21 protein-coding genes are annotated in these 16,216 nt (G+C 69.8%); 5 read left to right on the top strand and 16 right to left on the bottom strand.

Annotation, left to right across the window (positions count from 1 at the left end; translation table 11 throughout):
* The 14 genes from LzC2_RS09290 to LzC2_RS09355 all read right to left on the bottom strand — a co-directional run.
* Nucleotides 1-340 (bottom strand): hypothetical protein (locus tag LzC2_RS09290; RefSeq protein ID WP_171186150.1); only part of this gene is annotated, 340 nt, incomplete at its 3' end.
* The gene (locus LzC2_RS09295) at nt 337-714 is read right to left on the bottom strand and encodes a hypothetical protein (RefSeq protein WP_171186153.1); all 378 of its coding nucleotides are present in this window, start codon (nt 712-714) and stop codon (nt 337-339) included. The genes LzC2_RS09295 and LzC2_RS09290, both read right to left, overlap by 4 nt.
* On the bottom strand, nt 714-1,118 hold the full coding sequence (locus LzC2_RS09300; protein ID WP_171186155.1) for a hypothetical protein: 405 nt from the start codon (nt 1,116-1,118) through the stop codon (nt 714-716). Before LzC2_RS09300 ends, LzC2_RS09295 begins: the two co-directional genes overlap by 1 nt.
* Nucleotides 1,108-1,506, bottom strand: a complete 399-nt coding sequence (locus LzC2_RS09305; protein WP_171186157.1) for a hypothetical protein — start codon at nt 1,504-1,506, stop codon at nt 1,108-1,110. Before LzC2_RS09305 ends, LzC2_RS09300 begins: the two co-directional genes overlap by 11 nt.
* Nucleotides 1,503-1,850 (bottom strand): hypothetical protein, encoded by a 348-nt coding sequence (locus tag LzC2_RS09310; protein ID WP_171186159.1) that lies wholly within the window; start codon nt 1,848-1,850, stop codon nt 1,503-1,505. The genes LzC2_RS09305 and LzC2_RS09310 overlap by 4 nt, the downstream gene beginning before the upstream one ends.
* Nucleotides 1,847-2,200, bottom strand: a complete 354-nt coding sequence (locus LzC2_RS09315; protein ID WP_171186161.1) for a hypothetical protein — start codon at nt 2,198-2,200, stop codon at nt 1,847-1,849. Before LzC2_RS09315 ends, LzC2_RS09310 begins: the two co-directional genes overlap by 4 nt.
* Nucleotides 2,201-2,754: 554 nt before the next feature.
* A complete protein-coding gene (locus LzC2_RS09320) occupies nt 2,755-3,105 on the bottom strand; it encodes a hypothetical protein (protein WP_206678642.1) in 351 nt (116 codons plus the stop codon).
* A gap of 14 nt (nt 3,106-3,119) precedes the next feature.
* Nucleotides 3,120-3,698, bottom strand: a complete 579-nt coding sequence (locus tag LzC2_RS09325; RefSeq protein WP_171186166.1) for a hypothetical protein — start codon at nt 3,696-3,698, stop codon at nt 3,120-3,122.
* Nucleotides 3,695-4,021, bottom strand: a complete 327-nt coding sequence (locus LzC2_RS09330) for a hypothetical protein (RefSeq protein WP_171186168.1) — start codon at nt 4,019-4,021, stop codon at nt 3,695-3,697. The genes LzC2_RS09325 and LzC2_RS09330 overlap by 4 nt, the downstream gene beginning before the upstream one ends.
* Before the next feature lie 14 nt (nt 4,022-4,035).
* On the bottom strand, nt 4,036-4,590 hold the full coding sequence (locus tag LzC2_RS09335) for a hypothetical protein (RefSeq protein ID WP_171186169.1): 555 nt from the start codon (nt 4,588-4,590) through the stop codon (nt 4,036-4,038).
* Between the two features lie 14 nt (nt 4,591-4,604).
* Nucleotides 4,605-4,994: a hypothetical protein gene (locus tag LzC2_RS09340; RefSeq protein ID WP_171186171.1), complete on the bottom strand. Its 390-nt coding sequence runs from the start codon at nt 4,992-4,994 to the stop codon at nt 4,605-4,607.
* 19 nt (nt 4,995-5,013) lie between these two features.
* On the bottom strand, nt 5,014-5,412 hold the full coding sequence (locus tag LzC2_RS09345) for a hypothetical protein (protein ID WP_171186173.1): 399 nt from the start codon (nt 5,410-5,412) through the stop codon (nt 5,014-5,016).
* Nucleotides 5,413-5,479: 67 nt separating this feature from the next.
* The gene (locus LzC2_RS09350) at nt 5,480-6,085 is read right to left on the bottom strand and encodes an ATP-dependent Clp protease proteolytic subunit (protein ID WP_171186175.1); all 606 of its coding nucleotides are present in this window, start codon (nt 6,083-6,085) and stop codon (nt 5,480-5,482) included.
* A 130-nt stretch (nt 6,086-6,215) separates the two neighbouring features.
* Complete coding sequence (locus tag LzC2_RS09355; RefSeq protein WP_171186213.1) at nt 6,216-6,839, bottom strand: ClpP family protease; 624 nt, start codon at nt 6,837-6,839, stop codon at nt 6,216-6,218.
* 354 nt (nt 6,840-7,193) lie between these two features.
* On the opposite strand from LzC2_RS09355, the gene LzC2_RS09360 reads away from it, so the two are divergent.
* The 3 genes from LzC2_RS09360 to LzC2_RS09370 all read left to right on the top strand — a co-directional run bounded on the left by LzC2_RS09360 (nt 7,194) and on the right by LzC2_RS09370 (nt 9,739).
* A complete protein-coding gene (locus LzC2_RS09360; RefSeq protein ID WP_171186177.1) occupies nt 7,194-7,874 on the top strand; it encodes a Uma2 family endonuclease in 681 nt (226 codons plus the stop codon).
* Nucleotides 7,875-7,879: 5 nt separating this feature from the next.
* Complete coding sequence (locus LzC2_RS09365; RefSeq protein WP_171186179.1) at nt 7,880-8,788, top strand: hypothetical protein; 909 nt, start codon at nt 7,880-7,882, stop codon at nt 8,786-8,788.
* Between the two features lie 147 nt (nt 8,789-8,935).
* A complete protein-coding gene (locus LzC2_RS09370; RefSeq protein ID WP_171186181.1) occupies nt 8,936-9,739 on the top strand; it encodes a hypothetical protein in 804 nt (267 codons plus the stop codon).
* A gap of 45 nt (nt 9,740-9,784) precedes the next feature.
* On the opposite strand, the gene LzC2_RS09375 is transcribed toward LzC2_RS09370, so the two are convergent.
* Nucleotides 9,785-11,062 (bottom strand): DUF1552 domain-containing protein, encoded by a 1,278-nt coding sequence (locus LzC2_RS09375; protein WP_171186183.1) that lies wholly within the window; start codon nt 11,060-11,062, stop codon nt 9,785-9,787.
* Nucleotides 11,063-11,173: 111 nt separating this feature from the next.
* Complete coding sequence (locus LzC2_RS09380; RefSeq protein ID WP_171186186.1) at nt 11,174-13,729, bottom strand: DUF1592 domain-containing protein; 2,556 nt, start codon at nt 13,727-13,729, stop codon at nt 11,174-11,176.
* Between the two features lie 573 nt (nt 13,730-14,302).
* Between LzC2_RS09380 and LzC2_RS09385 the strand changes: the two genes are divergently transcribed.
* Nucleotides 14,303-15,283, top strand: coding sequence for a hypothetical protein (locus LzC2_RS09385; protein WP_171186188.1), 981 nt, complete (start codon nt 14,303-14,305; stop codon nt 15,281-15,283).
* Nucleotides 15,284-15,357: 74 nt separating this feature from the next.
* Nucleotides 15,358-16,215, top strand: coding sequence for a hypothetical protein (locus tag LzC2_RS09390; protein ID WP_171186190.1), 858 nt, complete (start codon nt 15,358-15,360; stop codon nt 16,213-16,215).
* The last annotated feature ends 1 nt before the right edge of the window (nt 16,216 follow it).

The raw sequence follows: 16,216 nt of genomic DNA on the forward strand, positions 1-16,216 counted from the left end.
GGGCAGGAGGCGGACCGGCCGGCGGGTCGAACCGCTCGACAGTCCGCCAGGCCGCGAGCGTGCCGAGGAAGGTCAGCGCGGCGGCGACCTGCTGGGTGAGTACGACCACCGCCGCGAGGATCAACACCGGGACCGGGTGATCCGACACGACCCAGCCGAGCAACGGCAGCGGCGCCCAGGTAAAGCCGAACACCGCCCCGACGACCCGGCGCCGCGTCCCAGGTCGGCGCTCCGTCGAACGGTTGTCGGCGATGTAGACGCTCCTCAGGGCGAACGCCCAGAGCGCGGCCAACGCGGCCGCGATCGCGGTTCCGCACCAGGCGGCGGCGGTCTCGCTCATCGCCGTTCCTTCGGAGGCCGGGGCGGCGGGGTCTCGTTCTCGGCGGCGCGCATCGCCGCGCCGGCGGCGGCGACGATCAGGACCAGCGAGGCGACCCAGAGCAGCGCCAACACGGCCCCCGCCGCACGGAACCGGGCGGAGTACGCGTCGTGTTCCCAGATCGGCGGTTCGTCCGACCAAACGGCCCGGACGACGGACAGGCCCGCAATGAACAGCGGCGGCGCGACGCCGCAGAGCGCCGAGGCCAACGCCCGCCGACCGCCCGGCACGCCCTCCCGCCACCGCCGCCGACCGGGGATTCCCGGGGCCGCCGCCGCGACGGCCCAGATCAGGCAGCATCCGCCGACGATCCCGGCGATCAGTTGATCGTCCATCACGGCTCCCCGGGCGGGAGGAACGGGGCGTCCAGCGCGTTCGGTTCGTCGTTCGCCTGATCCGGCTGCGTGCCGTCGAGCGACGGGTCCGCGTCCCAGGCCCGCCACGCAAAGATCAGAGCGAGCAGCGACAGTCCTTGCGCCGCGGCGATGCACAGTGCCGCCGCTTGCTCCGCGGCATCGAACAATCGTCCAGAAAATCCCCACAGGAACAGCGCCCGAGCGATCGCACACGCTGCGGCCAGCAGACCGCACAGCCCGGAGGCGACCAGCGTCCGCCAGCCCGCCGGCCGAAACAGCGGCCCGCCGCGACGACGCCCTGCGGCGACGAGCGGCGTCATCCACACCGCCGCCAACCCCATCCCCGCCGCGAATCGCAAAACGACCGTGTCCTCATACCACATTGCGTTCCCCCGCCCGCGGTTCACCCTCGTTCGGCGGCGGCGGCGGCGAGGCAGCCCGTTTCCGGTCCATCGCCCGCCACGCCGTCGCGATCGCGGCGACGACCGCCAACTGCGACGCCGCCCAGAACCACGGGGCGACGTAGTACGCGGAGAAGGTCATCGCGTCGCTGATCTCCCTCCCGTCCCAGCCGGACAGGAACAGACCCAGCCCGGCCGCCCACGGGGTCAGCCCGACGCTCAGCCCCAGCACCCCCGCGAGCAGCGCCCACCGACCGCCCGGCGCCCCGCGTCGCCAGCCGCGCAGGCCGAACACGATCGTCGCCACGGTGATCACCACCCACCACGACCAGATGCCGACCGTGATCGGCTCGCCTTCCCAGAGACTCATTCCAGCGCCCCCGCATTCGGTCGGTCGTCGGGAACGAACACCGCCGCGGTGATCAGCAACGCCGCGACCACGCTGAACGCCTGCCGGACGACGCCGGTCAACACGTAAGCCACCTGCAAGTCGAGCAGCGCCGGGTCGAGCCACTCGTGTATGGGGAAGATCGTGTACAGCAGCAGGTCGACGCCGTTCGCCCCCATCAGTAGCACGACGCCGGCGGCGAACAGCTTCGACCCGAGCGGCCGCACGCGTCGGTTCCGCCAGCAGAGCGCCAGCGCCCCCACAGCGACCGCGCCCAGCGGAACGGTCATCAACAGCCAGACCCACTGCCAAGAATCGTCGTTCATCGGATCGACTCCTCGGGACCGGGCGGCTCGGACGACACACGATGCCCGCTCCGCCACACCGCCGCCAGCGCGCACGCCGCGGCCAGCCCCCACAGGCGCGGCGTCGAGGCGATCCGGCGAACCGTCTGGAGGATGAACCAATCGCTGCGCGGGTCCGGGTGAATCAGCGCCCGCGCGTGCTCGATCAGGAAGTCCGCGACTATCAGCCCCACGGCGAGGACCAGGAGGCTCGCGGTGAGGCGGCTCGCTCGCAAGCGGCGGGAGGCGATCCAGAGAGCGAACCCCAGCCCCGCCCACAGCGGCACATTTTCCAACACGGCGATCAGCAGGCCGAAGCGCTGGTGGGGCACGGTTTACGCTCCGCTCTTCCTTGAGGATCGCGATGTCGTCGCCGACGCCAACAGCCAGCAGACGACGCCGGCCGTCGCCGCGGGCGGCAGGTGAAAGACGATGTCCCCCAACACAGACCCGAGCGACCTCGGAGCCAAGGAATCGTCAAGTCTCACCGCGAGATTGTAAGCGACGTGACCGCGGGCCTCCCACAAGATCTCGCTCGCTGCCAGCCCCGGCGACGCCAGCAGAATCGCTCCCGCCGCCGCGAGCCGCCAGCGAGCGCCGTTCTCGAGCCGCCGTCCCAAACAACGCCCGAGAGCCGCCGACCCGAAACACGCGGCACCGACCGCCGCCATCGGCCACCACGATTGAGGTCCGAACTGAGCGACGAAGCGGAACCCAATCGGCCCGAGCACAAACGCTGTCGCGGCGATCGCGGTCCACGCCACGAGCTTCGGCCTGCGGCGGTCCGGCCGTCCCGCAATAGGGCGGATCCCAAAGTTCCCCCAGACAGCTCCGAACACGGCCAAGCCAAGCCAGACGCGACAGATCAGCGGCCAGTCGAACGGGTTCATGCCTCCGGCGCCCCGTCCTTCGCCGGTGCCGGGCACCGGAATACCGCTGCCAGTCCGCAGGCGGCGGAGGCGGCGAGCGCGATCGAACACCCCCACCGCGCCCTGTCCCGGTCGCTCAGCCACCGTTCGTCGTAGAGCCAATCGATCAGCGGGATCGCCGCGTAGGTTCCGCCCCACATCGCCTCGCGCACCGGCGCCTCGCCGGCGTAACCGAGCAGCAACAGCAGCCCCGCGGCGATCAACAATCTCGCGACGGCTCGGTCGTCGCGCCAGCGCCGCGTCGACGCGGCGAGCAGCAGCCCGGCGCCGATCAGCACCGGCAGCCGGGTCACGACGAAGGCGATCACTTCCTGTTCGTACGTCACGCCGGCGGCTCCTCGGCGAGCGGTGCGATCTCATTCAGAAGCGAGTCGAGTTCGCACTCTTGCGGCTCCGTCGGCCTCCATACGGCGGCGGCGATCAGGGCGGCGGTCAGCAGCACGGCAACGCCGCCCAAGCCCTCGCCGATCAAAGGCCAATACCACCAGGAGATGGCTCCCAGCGGGTCGAGGATCCATTCGGCGACGTCCCGGTTCGTTCGCACGATCGCCTCGGCCCGCGAGAGGAACGGGGCGGCGATCATCAGCACGACCGCTCCCGCCGCCCACCGCCGACCGCGCCGCGTGCCGCGCGTGCCTCGCAGGAGGAACCAGCTCCCCGTGATCCCCACGGCGACGACCGGCAGCCACCACTTCGCGTTCCGGCTGAAGAGGAACACGAACCCCTCCCCCGCCAGCACCAGCCACGCGGCGGCGAACCCCGCCGACCACACCGCCCACGGCTTCCGGCGATCGGGTTCGCCCGGCGCCGGCCGACGGCCGAACGCCCACCACGCCAGCCCCGCCGCCGCGACGGCGAGGGGGAACCGCAACCAAAGCCAAGGCCCCGTTAGCAGCGTCACGTTCGCCCCTCCTTTCGCAGGAAGACTGCCGCCAAACCACAGGCGCCGGCGGCGGCGAGCAACGACAGGTCCAGCCAGGGGGCGTCGCGAGCGGATCTCCTATTGAGGTCGAACCAACGGGCGAGCGTTGTTTCGTGATCGCCTCCCCAGCTCGTGGCAACTCGCACCGGGCACGCGCTCGCCTGTGAAGCGAGCAGCAGCAACGCAGCGGAGAACAGCAGCGTTGCGACGACCCGATCGGAGCGCCACTGCCGGGCGGCGGCCCACATGCATGCGATCGCGGCGACGACGATCGGAACCCGGGTGAGAACAAAGGCCGTCATCTCCTGTTCAAAGGTCACGCCTGCTCCCTTTGTTCATCCACGGGCGGTTCGTCGCGGGAAACGCCAGCCGGACGAGGCCAGGCGGCGACGACGAGCAACCCGGTAACTGCGGAGACCGCCGCCGCTCGGAAACCGGCGGCGACGGCATATCTGATCTCCCACTCTCGAAACCCCGTCGGGGCGGCAAGCAGTCTGGCGAAGGCCCGTTCCGTCTGCGAGATCTCGAACAGAGAGGCGACGAAGGGAGCGACGATCATCAAGCCGGCGACCGGCCCGGCCCATCGCCGGACGTGCCGCGAGCCGCGCTTCGCCAGCAACGGGATCGTGCCCAGAACTCCGACCACGGTCGTGGGGATCCACCACCGGCCGCCGTGCATCGTCAGCCATTCCCATGCATCGCCGGCGATCAGCAGCCAACCGCCGCCCGCCGCGGCTAAGGCGACCAACCCCGGCCGTCGGCGATCGGGCTCGCCCGGCGCCGGCCGACGCCCGAACGCCCACCACGCCAGCCCCAGGCAGACCGCCGCCGCAACGACGCGAGCGGCCGGCGGGAAGGCGTCGGAGAGCATGCGGACGGGCCGAGTCAGGTGAGCGGTTCGTCGAGCGGAGCGTCAGGCCATTCGACCGGCCCCCGATCCGCCGCCCGCCACGCCTTCACCAACGCGACCAGGACCGCCCCATGCCCGAACAGCGCCAAGAAGCTGAACGTCGCGTTCCAAAGCCTCAGCAGCGCGAACGCCCCGCCCATCGAGGACGTGGCCGTGTCGACGAACAGGTAGGCCTGCCAGAGCGAGCCGATCAGCCGAGCCACGGCGCAGGCGACGAGCATTCCGAATCCGCCGACCGCCCACCAGGCGCCATGCCGCCCGCGGAGCCGCAACGCCAGAACCAGCCCGACGCCGTAGAGGATCGCCCACGGCAATGACTGCGCCGTCCCCCAGAACAGGAAGCTGTAGAGCGTGGACTCCGTCATGCCGCCACTGTCGCCGCGGTCAGATCGGTTCGCCACCCCGGCCGGCGCCCCCGCTTTTGCCGCCGCGGTCGACCCACACGGCGAGCACGATCAGGCCCAGCCCGAGCGCCTCCATCACGGTCGTCAGGATCTCGCTGGCGTACAGAGCCACTCCGACGTTCTGGCCGAGCACGTCGAAATCGACCGGCTGCCCGGGGATCGGCAGGTAGTCCAGCTTGAACCAGAGCCGCCCGACGAACAGACCCGCGAACAGCACGAGGAACCCCGCGGCCAACAACCACCCCGCCCGAGCCGGCAACCCGCGGCGCCACCAGAACACCGCTGCCAACGCCCCGGCGATGAGTACCGGGGGCATCGCCAGCGTCGCAGCAACGAGGATGTTGGCCGGTTCGTTTCCGTCGGCGAAGGGATCGCTCACGGGCATGGCTTCGCGTCGAACGAGAAGGCGAGCGGCGGAACGCGGTGACGCGTCTTGCCCGGGGAGGCTACCCCGCGACGGCGCCGCCGACCAATTCCTCGACGACCTTGTCGATCAGCCCGTACTCCGCCGCTTCCGAAGCGGAGAGGAACTTATCGCGATCGGTGTCCTTCTCCAGCTCCTCAAGGTCGCGGCCGGTGTGCTTCTGGAGGATCTCGTTCATCCGCTGCTTGGTGCGGATGACCTCCTTGGCGTGGATGTCCAGCTCGGTCGCGGTCCCCTGGAACCCGGCCAGCGGCTGGTGAATCATGATCCGGCTGTTCGGCAGCGCGAACCGCTTCCCGGCGGCCCCGGCGGTCAGCAGCAGGGCGCCCATGCTCGCGGCCTGGCCGAGGCAGTAGGTCGCCACGTCGCAGGAGATGAACTGCATCGTGTCGTAGATCGCCATCCCCGCCGTCACCGACCCGCCGGGCGAGTTGATGTAGAAGTGGATGTCCGCCTTCGGATCCTCGAACTGCAGGTAGAGGAACTGCGCGACGAGGCTGTTGGCGACCTGGTCGTTGACCTGGCTGCCCATGATGACGATCCGATCCCGGAGCAACCGGGAGTAGATGTCCATGGCCCGCTCGTCGCGGCCCTGCTTGTCGATGACGTACGGGACGAGGCTCGTCATTGGGGATGTCGAATTGGGGATGTGGGATGTGACGCGCAAGCGATCTTCGTGGCGGAATGCTTGGGGGCGGGCGTCGCACGCTTGCGCGTCACATCCGACATCCGACATCCCCCATCCGACATGCCGGGCGTCAGCCCGGCGAGGTCTCCGCCTCGGCCTGCTTCTCCAGCACCTCGTCGATCAGGCCGTACTCCACGGCGGCCTTCGCGGTGAGGTAGCGGTCGCGTTCGGTGTCCCGGGCGATCGTCTCGATCGGTTGGCCGGTGTGGTCGGCGAGGATTTTGTTGAGCGTGTGCCGCGTGGCGAGGATGTCCTCGGCCTGGATCTCGATGTCCGACACCTGCCCGCCGACTTCGCCGTGCGGCTGGTGGATCATCATCTTGGCGTGCGGCAGGGCGTAGCGTTTGCCCTTGGTCCCGCCGGCCAGCACGATCGCCCCGCCGCTGGCGGCCATGCCGACGCAGTAGGTGCACACGTCGCAGTCGACGAACCGCATCGTGTCGTAGATCGCCATCGTCGCCGTCACGCTGCCGCCGGGGCTGTTGACATACAGATGGATATCCTGCTTGCGGTTCTCGCTTTGGAGATACAGCAGCTTCATCACCGCGAGGTTCGCCGACTCGTCCATGATGGGACCGGCGAGGAAGATGATGCGGTTCTCCAGCAGCAGATCCCCGATGGTCATCTGCCGTTGCTGCTGCGGGCCGCCCCGGTTCATCTGCGGGCTGCGGGCCGGGTCGAACCCGCCGAGCATCGATAAGGGATCACGCATGAGCTGTGCTGTCTGGAAAGGGGCGCCGCGGCGGACGGTCGGGCGGGAACTGTAGGAGCGGACGGCCGGGTTCTCAACGCGCCGCACGATCCGCACGACCGGAAGCGCCTCGTCGGGGGTGGGCGCCGGCGCCCGGCGCGCGGGGGGAACACGGGAAACGGAGGCGAGGCGCGGGGTTTGGGCAATCTCGGCTCTTTGGCGAAGGCGCGGGGCGTGGGAAGTCCGGCGCGCCAGCGTTAGACGTGAAACGCGGACTGGTCGGTCCGCGTCTCCTCCGCCCACGCCGTGCGGTCAGCGACGCCCCTGCGAGCCGGGGGGTCGCGATATACTCGCAGCATGACTGCTCCCGCCGCGACCGCCGCCCCGCCCGTCGAACGCACCGCGGCGGGCCGACGCCCCTACCGACCGGGCCTGACGGTGGGCGATCTGCACGAGCGGTTCGGCCCGATCCCCGCCTCGCGTGTGCTACGCGATCCCGCCCCGGGTGAGGCGACCGTCGAGGATTGGGAGACCGCGAACCGCCGCGGGCCGGGACTGTACGAACTGATCGACGGAACCCTGATCGAGAAAGCCGCGAGCGACCTCAGCAGTTGGATCGGCGGAGAGATCTTCGGCTTCCTGCGAGACTGGGTGCGGCCGCGGGGCCTCGGGTTCCTGCATCCCGCCGACGGGTTCTTCGATCTCGGGGACGGACTGCGGGCGCCGGACGTGTCGTTCACGCCGGCGGCGGATCGGCCGGACGGGTTGCTCGCCCGGGGCTTCAGCGACGTGCCGCCGGCGCTGGTCGTGGAGGTGCTTTCGCCCGGCAACACGCCGCAGGAGATGCGGCGGAAGCGGACGGTGTATTTCGCCGCGGGGGTCGTCCGCGTCTGGGAGATCGATCCGGAAACGCGCACCGCCACGGTCTGGCGCGGGCCTGAGGACTCGGCGAGCTTCGGCGAGGGCGACGCGATCGCCGGCGAACCCGTCCTCCCGGGCTTCCGGCTGGCGGTGTCCGACCTGTTCCCGCCGGCCTGAACGGCGTGGCAGCAAGCCCGCCCTTCCCCCGCCCCGTGCGGTCGTTCGCCGATCAGACGACCGACGCCCCCTCGCTCGCCCGGCGGACGCTGAACGCGACGTTGCTGGCCGGCGGGACGGCGCTGGCCTGCTGGCTGTGGTGGGACTGGTGGACGTTGGAGTTCCGCCGGGCCGAACCGTGGCGGGCGGTCCTCGGCTGGTGGGGCGATGCGGTCGCGCTGCTGTGGTGCCTGTTCGCCCTGTTGAGGGGCCGGGCGAATTTCTCGTTCAGCCTCGACCCGTCCCTGTCGCGAAGGACGTCCGGCAGCCTCGCCGATCGCAAGCGGGCGGCCCGCTGGGCGTGGGCGGGGATGATGTTGAGCGTCACCGCGGACCTCGGCATCACGGCGAGCCAAGGCTGGGCGGACTGGCAAGGAGAGAACCGCAGCGTGCCGGCGGAGGGGCAGGTCGTCTCCGCGGAGGCCAGCCCGCCGGACAAGCACGGCGACCGACAGGTGCGGCTCGTCGTGCGGTTCCCCACGCCGGACGGCCCGCACGTCGGCGCGATCGGCGTGCGGTTGGACGCCGGGCCGAACCCGCAGTTGTCTCGGGAGGTGACCGCCTGGCTGCGGCGGACGATCGACGGCGCTCCCGCCGGCCCGCTCGACCCGCCGGAGATCGAGGTGCGGTACGACCCGCAGTGGCCGGATCGATTTTGGGTGGACCAGATGAGCTGGAACGACTGGACCTTCGCCCGGTTCTTCCTGATGGGCCTGCCGGCGATGCAGGCGGCGTGGCTGCTGATGGACGCCCCCGACGTGCTCCGCGGCATCCCGGACGACAACGCCCTCGCCGCGATGGGACCGTGGGCGGTCGCGGTCGTCACCCTCCCCCTGCTGATCTTCTGCGGCGTGATGCAGCAAATGGGGTGGTGATGGAATGACGCTTCACCCACAACCAACGACGCCTCTGCGCCTGACGCCCTCCAGAAACAGTCCATGAACACGACAGATCCCGTGTGGGAAGACGGCGGTCATAGGCGCCCCGGTCCGCTCAAACGAGCGCTACATGTCGGGTTCGCGATGAGCGCCGCTGCGTTCTCGTGCTGGCTCTGGTGGGATTGGTGGGTCTTGGAGTACGGCCGCTCCGAGCCGTGGCTTGCGCTGCTGTGCTGGTGGGGCGACGTGACGGCGCTGCTCGCCTGCTTGTGGGCGCTCGCGAGAGGAACGGCCTTTGTCGTTCCCGCCGATCGAACCGCCGCCCGCTGGGCGACGGTCGGCGTCGCCGTCAGCTTGCTCGCGGATCTCGGAGCGACCGGGTTATTGTTGGCGAGGGATCATCACGGCTTCGCCAGATCGATCCCGGCTATCGGGCAACCGAGTGCGGTGCAAGCCGGCTCGAGTACGAGAAGCCTTGAACGAGGCGACGTGTTGCTGACGATCGAATTCCCCACGCCGGGGGCCGAGAGCCCATCGCACGTCGGCGGGGTGAAGACGAGGCTGGCGCCGCCGGCGATCGCCGGTGAACGCAACCCGCTGCAGGCATGGATTTCCAACGAGCTGTGGATCGGGCAAGACCCGCGGATTCCCACTCCTGCCGTTCCGGTGCGGTATGACCCGGAATGGCCCGGGCGATTCTGGTTGGCAGGTCAGGAGTGGACGGACTTCTCGCCCGGGCGGCTCGCAGTGGTCCTGCTGCCGGTCATTCAGATCTGGTCGATCCTGTTCGGCCCGCTGGACGCCTTGGCCGACCGGTTCGCGGGCCGAAAGAACTATTGGCCGAGCGACCGTGTCGACGAGTTCGTCTGGGCGACGACCGGACCGGCGCGTGCCGCGGTCGTCTCCCTGCCGATCCTCTTCTTCACAGGCCTCTTCGTACACATCTAGGTTCACATCTGAACCAGACGCCGAACGACGAACGCCGACGCTCGGTCAGATACGCACCTCCAGCCCCGTCAGCGTGCCGGTGCCGCTGGCGAACGTGTCGGTCTCCACGCCCAACGCCTGCAACATGCTGACGTGCAGGTTGCACAGCGGCGGGTGATCGTCGGCGTCGAAGGCGAGGTGCCCCGCGTGCTTCATGCCCAGGGCGGACCCGCCGGCGAGCAGCATGGGCATGTTGCGGGTGTCGTGCATCGAGGCGTTACCGAGGTTCGAGCCGAACAGCACCAGCGTGCGGTCGAGCAATCGGCCGCCCGCCTCTTCCGTGTCCGCGAGGCTGTCGAGGAACCCGGCGAGCAGGTTCATCTCTTCCAGTTCGATTCGGCGGAGTTGCTCGATCTTCTCCGGGTCCTTGCCGTGGTGCGAGAGGTTGTGCCAGTCCACCTCGATCCCGTCCAACGCCGGGACGAGGTTGTTGCCGGACAGCATCAGCGTGATCACCCGCGTGCTGTCCGTTTGCAGGGCCAGCCGCATCATGTCGTACATCAACGACTGCTTGGCGACGAAGTCCGAGCGGTCCTTCACGTCCGTCGGCGGCGCGTAGTCCACCTGCGGCTTCGGCTTGTCGACCCACGCCTCCGACGCCTGCATCCGCTGCTCCAACTCCCGCACGCTGGTGAAGTACTGGTCGAGCGTGCGGCGATCGCCGGCGGGGCTGCGATCCTGCAACCGCTTCGCCCGGGCGGCGACGAGGTCCAGCACGCTGCGGCCGTCGGCGATGGCGTCGGTGCGGGCCCGCTTCTGCTCCGCGGAGCCGTCGAGGAACAACGCCTCGAACAGTTGGCTGGGGCTGCTCTGAGCCGGGATCTGCACCCCCGCCCGGGTCCAGCTGAGGCTCGGCCCGGCGATGCCGAGGGTCAGGTGCGGGAAGCGGGTGTCCGGGTTCAGGTGGTCGAGCGCGTACTGATCGAGGCTGATGCTGTTGCGGAAGTTGCTCGAAGCCGGGTTGGGAGCGGCCGTCAGGAAGCTCGCCTCGCTGCTGTGGCCGCCGTCGACCTCGGGGTGCGAGAGTCCGCTGAAGACGGTGAAGTCCCGTTTGTGTCGGGCGAGCGGTTCGAGGTACGGCGACAGCTTGTAGTCGTGACCGGTCCCCTCCGGGGTGAACAACGGTTGGTGCAACCCCAGCGTGGCGCACAGGCAGACCATCCGCCCCGGCCCGCGGACGTCCGACGACAGCAGCGCCCCCGGGGCGAATCGTTCGAGCAAGGGCAACGCCATCGCCACGCCGGCGCCGCGGAGGAACGTGCGGCGGGGAAGGTGATCGAACATGGGAGTGGCAGGCGGGGCAGGTACTAGCCCGACGCGCGAGCGTCGGTTGGATGGCTAGGGAATGAAACGGGACTCACGGCCGACGCTTGCGCGTCGGGCTGGTATGACCTGTCAACGACGCTTGAAGGCGTCGCTGCACACCGCAGCCAGCAGCAGGGTGCGGAGGCCGTAATCCTCCGCGGCGGCTTCGTCGACGATCGCGTCGACGGCCCGGCGATCGGCGAAGCCGCAGCCCTCGCCGGTGCCGTAGACGAGCCACTTCTCCGCCAGGCTGACGGCGAGTTGCCGCTCGTCCGCGGCGAGCAGCGTCTTGAACTCCTTCAGGTTCGCGAACGCCCGGCCGTCCGGCAGCACGTCCGCGGGGTCGACGGCGAGGCCGTTGAAGATGCGAATCTTCCGGTTCCCGACCTGCGACTCGATCCGTTCGCCCGGCCCCCGTGGCAGGCGGTAGCGTTCGCGGTAGGTGCCCACCACGTCGAGTTGCTCCATCGCGAACCCGGCCGGGTCCATCTTGTTGTGGCAAGTCGCGCAGGCGGGGTCCGCCCGGTGGGCGGCGAGCATCTCGCGGATCGTCTCCGCGCCCCGCACGTCCGGTTCGACGGCCGGGATGCCCGGCGGCGGGGGCGGGATCGGTTGGCCGAGGATCGCATCCATCACGAACTGCCCCCGCAACACCGGGCTGGTGTGCGTGCCGTTCGCGGTGACCTTCGCCACGCTCGCCTGGGTGAGGAACCCGCCCCGCACGCTGCCGGCGGGCAGCGACACCTTCTCGAACCCGACCGGCGGCAGGCCCAGCGCCTCGGGGTCGAGGTTGTAGTGCCGGGCGAGGCGGGTGTTCAGGATCGCCCAGTCGGCGTCCGCTACCTCCCGCACCGGGCGGTTCTCCTCGAGCATGTACTCGAACGTCCGGCGGGTCTCCTCGACCATCGCCGGGTGCAGCACCTCGTCGTACTCGGGCGCCAGTCCCGGGTCCGGCACGCTGGCGTCGATCCAGGCCAGATCGAGCCATTGGCTGAGGAAGTCGTTGTTGAAGCGAACATGCTTCGGGTCAGCCAACAACCGCTCCGCCTCGGCCCGGTAGACGGCCGGATCGCTAATCGACCCGTCGTCCGCTTTCGCCCGCAATTGGGCGTCCGGCAGGGACCCCCACAGCATGAAGCTCAACCGGCTGGCGAGCGCGTGCGGCTCCAGCGGTTGCGGGGTCGGCTCGACGCCCTCCGGGGTCGGCACGAAGTCCGCGTCGCGACCGGATTCGCCGCCGATCGTCAGGAAGGCCGGGTCGCAGAGGATCGCCTTGGCGCCCAGCTTCATCGCCTCGCCGAACGTCATCCCGCCGTCGATCCGTTCATCCAGCAACCCGAACAGGTCGTCCAGCTCCCCGTCGCGGAGCGGCCGGCGGAAGGCTTCCGTCGCCAGTCGGTTGAGCAGCCGGCGGGCGTCCTCCTTCGGCGTCTCGGAGTGGACGGCGTAGGTCTTCTCGATCCAATGCTTGCCCTCGGATTCCTCCTGGTTCGTCCAGACGACCGGGTTGTCGCCGAACAGCGCCTGATGGGACGGGGCCGGCGTCGCCTCGGTCAGCGGGCCGGTGATCTCGACCCAGCGAATGGCGACGGCGCTCTCCGTGGAGTGCGGCGGCGTCTCCTGCCGGATCTTGTAGCCGATGTCGTAGGGGACGAACTTCAGCGTCTCGCCCTCGGCGAAGCTCACTTCGAACTCCTCCGGCGCCGGCGCCCAATCGGCCGGCGGATCGATCGGCTTGGGGAGCGCCGCGAAGTGATCGACGAGCGTCTTGGTTCGGTCCTCCGCTCTAAACTCGCCCTTGAAGGTCCGATAGACGACCGGCTCCGCCTTCGCCGGATCGTGGTTGAAGGCGTAGGCGCTGATCCTCACCCGGTAGCGACCGGGGTATTCGCATTTGAAGCTACGGAGTTCGGTCGGGCTGTAGTTCGGTTCGAACGCCGCGAGCGCGTCCGGCAGCACGAGCAGCACCGGATTGCCGGGCTTGCGGATGTTCTCGTACCTCTTGTGAGTGAGGTAGTCGTGTCGTTCGGAGACCGGTTCGGGCTGCGGGCGAATCAGGCCGGCGGCGTTCACCGCGACGTCCGCCGCTTCGAGGTAGCCGTTCACCAACACCGAACTCGTGCCGAGGGCGTCGACGGTGCGGTCGAACCCGTGGGCGACGCCGTCGCCGGGGAGAATGCCGGCCAGCGGCACGTCGATGTGCAACAGGTCGTGCACGGCATGTTCGTACTCGCCGCGCGTCATCCGACGCAGCCGCGTCCGGCCCTCCTCGCACTGCCGCTTCAGCGACGCTTCGTGCAGCATCCCGGCCAGCGCGGCGACGGCGTGTCCCCGCTGGGCGGCGGTGGGCGTTTCGCTGGCCTCCTTCGGCGGCATCTCGCCGGCCTTCAGCCGGTCATGCACTTTGGTGAGCACCGCGACGGTCTCCGCATCGAGGTCCCGCGTCAGATCGAGCGCCTCGGCGTCGAGGCGGAACTCGTTCTCCGCGTACAGATCGCTGTGGCAGTCGACGCAAAACTTATCCAGCACCGGCCGCAGCGCCGCGAGGTCGGCGCCGGCGAGGGCGTCCGCCGCGTGACTTCGCTCCCCGTCCGACGCGAGGGAACCGCAGGCGACGACGACGGCGAGCGTGAGACGACGAAGCACAGGCGAGGGCGGTGAAAGACGCGCGATGGAAGCGACAGTCTACCCGCTGTTCGACCCGCCTGCGGAGGGCGTTTCCGGTCCTTCGCCCCCAGAGGAATCCCGACGCCGAAGGGTCGGTGGAGCATCTCGGAGGTTCGGCGATGGGACAGTCGACGGCGGGGCGAGGACCGCACTGCCAAATGGTGATTCGTCAGGGGTTTGAATTGTCCGAGTCAGCACCCACACGCCCAGCAGCGTTTCCGGGAAGAAGATGGTGGCAAGTACGTTCCAACCCCAGTGCGGCGTCGCCCCTGCGAGCATTGCCCGACCGGTCCAGACCGCGGGCACGATTTGCCAAGCGAGCCCGTGGATGATTGCGGTCACGCAGCATGTGCGTGAAAGCAGCCTACGACGGCCGCCGTGGCAATCCACACCGAACATCACCGCCGCGTATCCCCCGAAGAGGACGAAACAGGCGACCGGCACGATCCAGACCGTCTCCACAAACTGTTCGTAAAGTGTTTGAACCATGGGAGGCGGGCGAACATGAAATCAGACGCGAGTCGGGTCGAACGTCGCGTACTACACTCCCCCGTGCCCTCCACCGATGCCACCTCCAACTCGTTCGCCCCCGCCCCGCCCCCGGGCGAGGAGCCGGATCCGCTGGCGTTTCTCTCCGTCGCGGCGACCTGCGCCGGGCGGCTGGCGGCGGTCGCGGGGCTGTGGGCGTTGTGCGCGGCGGTCGTCTGGATGTGGTGGCCGCAGTGGCGGGCGGATTTCAGTCGGACCGAGCCGTGGTTGGCGGCGCTCAGTTGGTGGGGCGAACTGGCCAGCGTGGCGTGGGCGACCGCGGCGATCCTCACCGGGCGCCTGACCTGGAGCGGCTTCGGTCGGCCGGACCCCACCGGCCGTCGTACGCGGCCGGGGGAGAACATCCGCACGCTGGCCGTCGCCGGGGTGCTGCTGAGCCTGACCGCCGATCTGCTGATCACGCTGGGCGGATTCTGGGCGGACCGACGGGCGTGGGACGACGCAAAGCCGAACGAGGGCATCGCCGTGGCCGCGGATCGCATCCCGGCCGACCGGAAGGGGAACGTCGACGTGCGGTTGCACGTGCGCTTCCTCCTGCCTCCCAACCCGCAGCCGCCGTTCCTCCGCTTGCAGGAAGGCACGACGACCGTGCGACTGCCCCGCCCCCCGTATGACCCGGACGCTTCCGAAATCGGCCCGGACCGATTGTCGCCGCATCTGGCCGCGTGGGCCTGGCGAACGGCCCACCGTCAACCCGCAGCGCCGCTCACTTCGGCGCCGCTGCGCTATGACCCGGACTACCCCGGTCGCTTCTGGATCGACGGTCAGAGTTGGGACCGCGGCGCCCCCAGCCGGTTGCTGCTGGCGTTCCTGCCGATCCTGCAAGCCGGGATGCTGATCGTCTGGCTGCGGGACTCGCACGGCGGAGCGATCCCGGATCCGTTCAGCGAATTCCTCGCCCGGCACCTCCCCGCGTTCCCCCTGGCGACGGAACTGCTGTTCCTCGGCGGCTGGGGACTGCTGGAGAACGGCTGGCTGCGCTGACGCGTGAATCGACTGTCGGGAGTCCCATTCGATCCGGGTTCCCCCGCAACGGGGGGGAGAACTACGGTCGCCGCGTGCGCCTCCCCCGACCGGCCGCCGCTCTCGCTCCCTTATGCCTCGTCGGTCTCGCCGGCGGGTTGATCGGCTGCGCCGCGGACGACGCCTCGGTCCTGCGAGGCGACCTACTCCGCACCCAGGACGAACTCACCCGGACGGAGAGCGAACTGCGGGAAGCTCGCGCCGAACTCGCCGCGGCGGAGCGCTCCGCCGATCGCCTCCGCGATCAAGTCGTCGAAGACGGCGGCGTGGTCGTGGCCTCCGCCGAACAGGTGCGGGCGATGGGGCGGGTTTCACAACTGACGATCGCCAAGCTGTTGACCGGCGGGCTGGATCGCGACGGACTGCCGGGGGAAGAGGTGCTCGCGGTGGTGCTGACTCCCGCGGACGACGACGGCGATCCCGTGAAGACGGCGGGCGCCGTGTCCTTCGAATTGCTGGATCTCGGAGCCGACCCGGACGATCGCCGGATCGAGGCATGGTCGTTCGACGACGCGGAATGCGCCGTAGCGTGGCGTCGCTCGCCGATCGGCATCGGCTATCGGTTCCGGCTGCCCCTCCCCCCGCGCAACCCCGGCGAGACCGGGCCGGAGACGCTGCACCTAGTCGCCCGCTTCGCGGCGAACGACGGGCGTCGGTTCGACGTGACGCATCCCCTCGAACTGAACCGCCCCCCGGCGCCGGGCACCCCGGCAGCATTCGCCTCCGCGGCGACCGACTCACCGTCGTCTGATTTCACGGGGGCCCCGGCGGGGTCGGACGGGGCACCGGCGGACCGATTCGGTGACGGGCCAACGCCGTTCCCCAGGGAAGATTCGGCTGCGGAGATCGGGGCGTTTCCCCCCGCGGGCGCCGATCCGTTCGCCGAGTTCTGAT

Source organism: Alienimonas chondri (genome assembly GCF_013036045.1).
In the GTDB taxonomy this organism is placed as follows: domain Bacteria; phylum Planctomycetota; class Planctomycetia; order Planctomycetales; family Planctomycetaceae; genus Alienimonas; species Alienimonas chondri.

What these genes read in the sequence shown, in the direction of transcription:
- LzC2_RS09295 (WP_171186153.1), bottom strand. Translation starts at nt 714, where the DNA reads ATGGACGATCAACTGATCGCCGGGATCGTCGGCGGATGCTGCCTGATC.
- LzC2_RS09300 (WP_171186155.1), bottom strand. Translation starts at nt 1,118, where the DNA reads ATGTGGTATGAGGACACGGTCGTTTTGCGATTCGCGGCGGGGATGGGG.
- LzC2_RS09305 (WP_171186157.1), bottom strand. Translation starts at nt 1,506, where the DNA reads ATGAGTCTCTGGGAAGGCGAGCCGATCACGGTCGGCATCTGGTCGTGG.
- LzC2_RS09310 (WP_171186159.1), bottom strand. Translation starts at nt 1,850, where the DNA reads ATGAACGACGATTCTTGGCAGTGGGTCTGGCTGTTGATGACCGTTCCG.
- LzC2_RS09330 (WP_171186168.1), bottom strand. Translation starts at nt 4,021, where the DNA reads ATGACGGCCTTTGTTCTCACCCGGGTTCCGATCGTCGTCGCCGCGATC.
- LzC2_RS09335 (WP_171186169.1), bottom strand. Translation starts at nt 4,590, where the DNA reads ATGCTCTCCGACGCCTTCCCGCCGGCCGCTCGCGTCGTTGCGGCGGCG.
- LzC2_RS09340 (WP_171186171.1), bottom strand. Translation starts at nt 4,994, where the DNA reads ATGACGGAGTCCACGCTCTACAGCTTCCTGTTCTGGGGGACGGCGCAG.
- LzC2_RS09350 (WP_171186175.1), bottom strand. Translation starts at nt 6,085, where the DNA reads ATGACGAGCCTCGTCCCGTACGTCATCGACAAGCAGGGCCGCGACGAG.
- LzC2_RS09355 (WP_171186213.1), bottom strand. Translation starts at nt 6,839, where the DNA reads ATGCTCGGCGGGTTCGACCCGGCCCGCAGCCCGCAGATGAACCGGGGC.
- LzC2_RS09360 (WP_171186177.1), top strand. Translation starts at nt 7,194, where the DNA reads ATGACTGCTCCCGCCGCGACCGCCGCCCCGCCCGTCGAACGCACCGCG.
- LzC2_RS09370 (WP_171186181.1), top strand. Translation starts at nt 8,936, where the DNA reads ATGAGCGCCGCTGCGTTCTCGTGCTGGCTCTGGTGGGATTGGTGGGTC.
- LzC2_RS09375 (WP_171186183.1), bottom strand. Translation starts at nt 11,062, where the DNA reads ATGTTCGATCACCTTCCCCGCCGCACGTTCCTCCGCGGCGCCGGCGTG.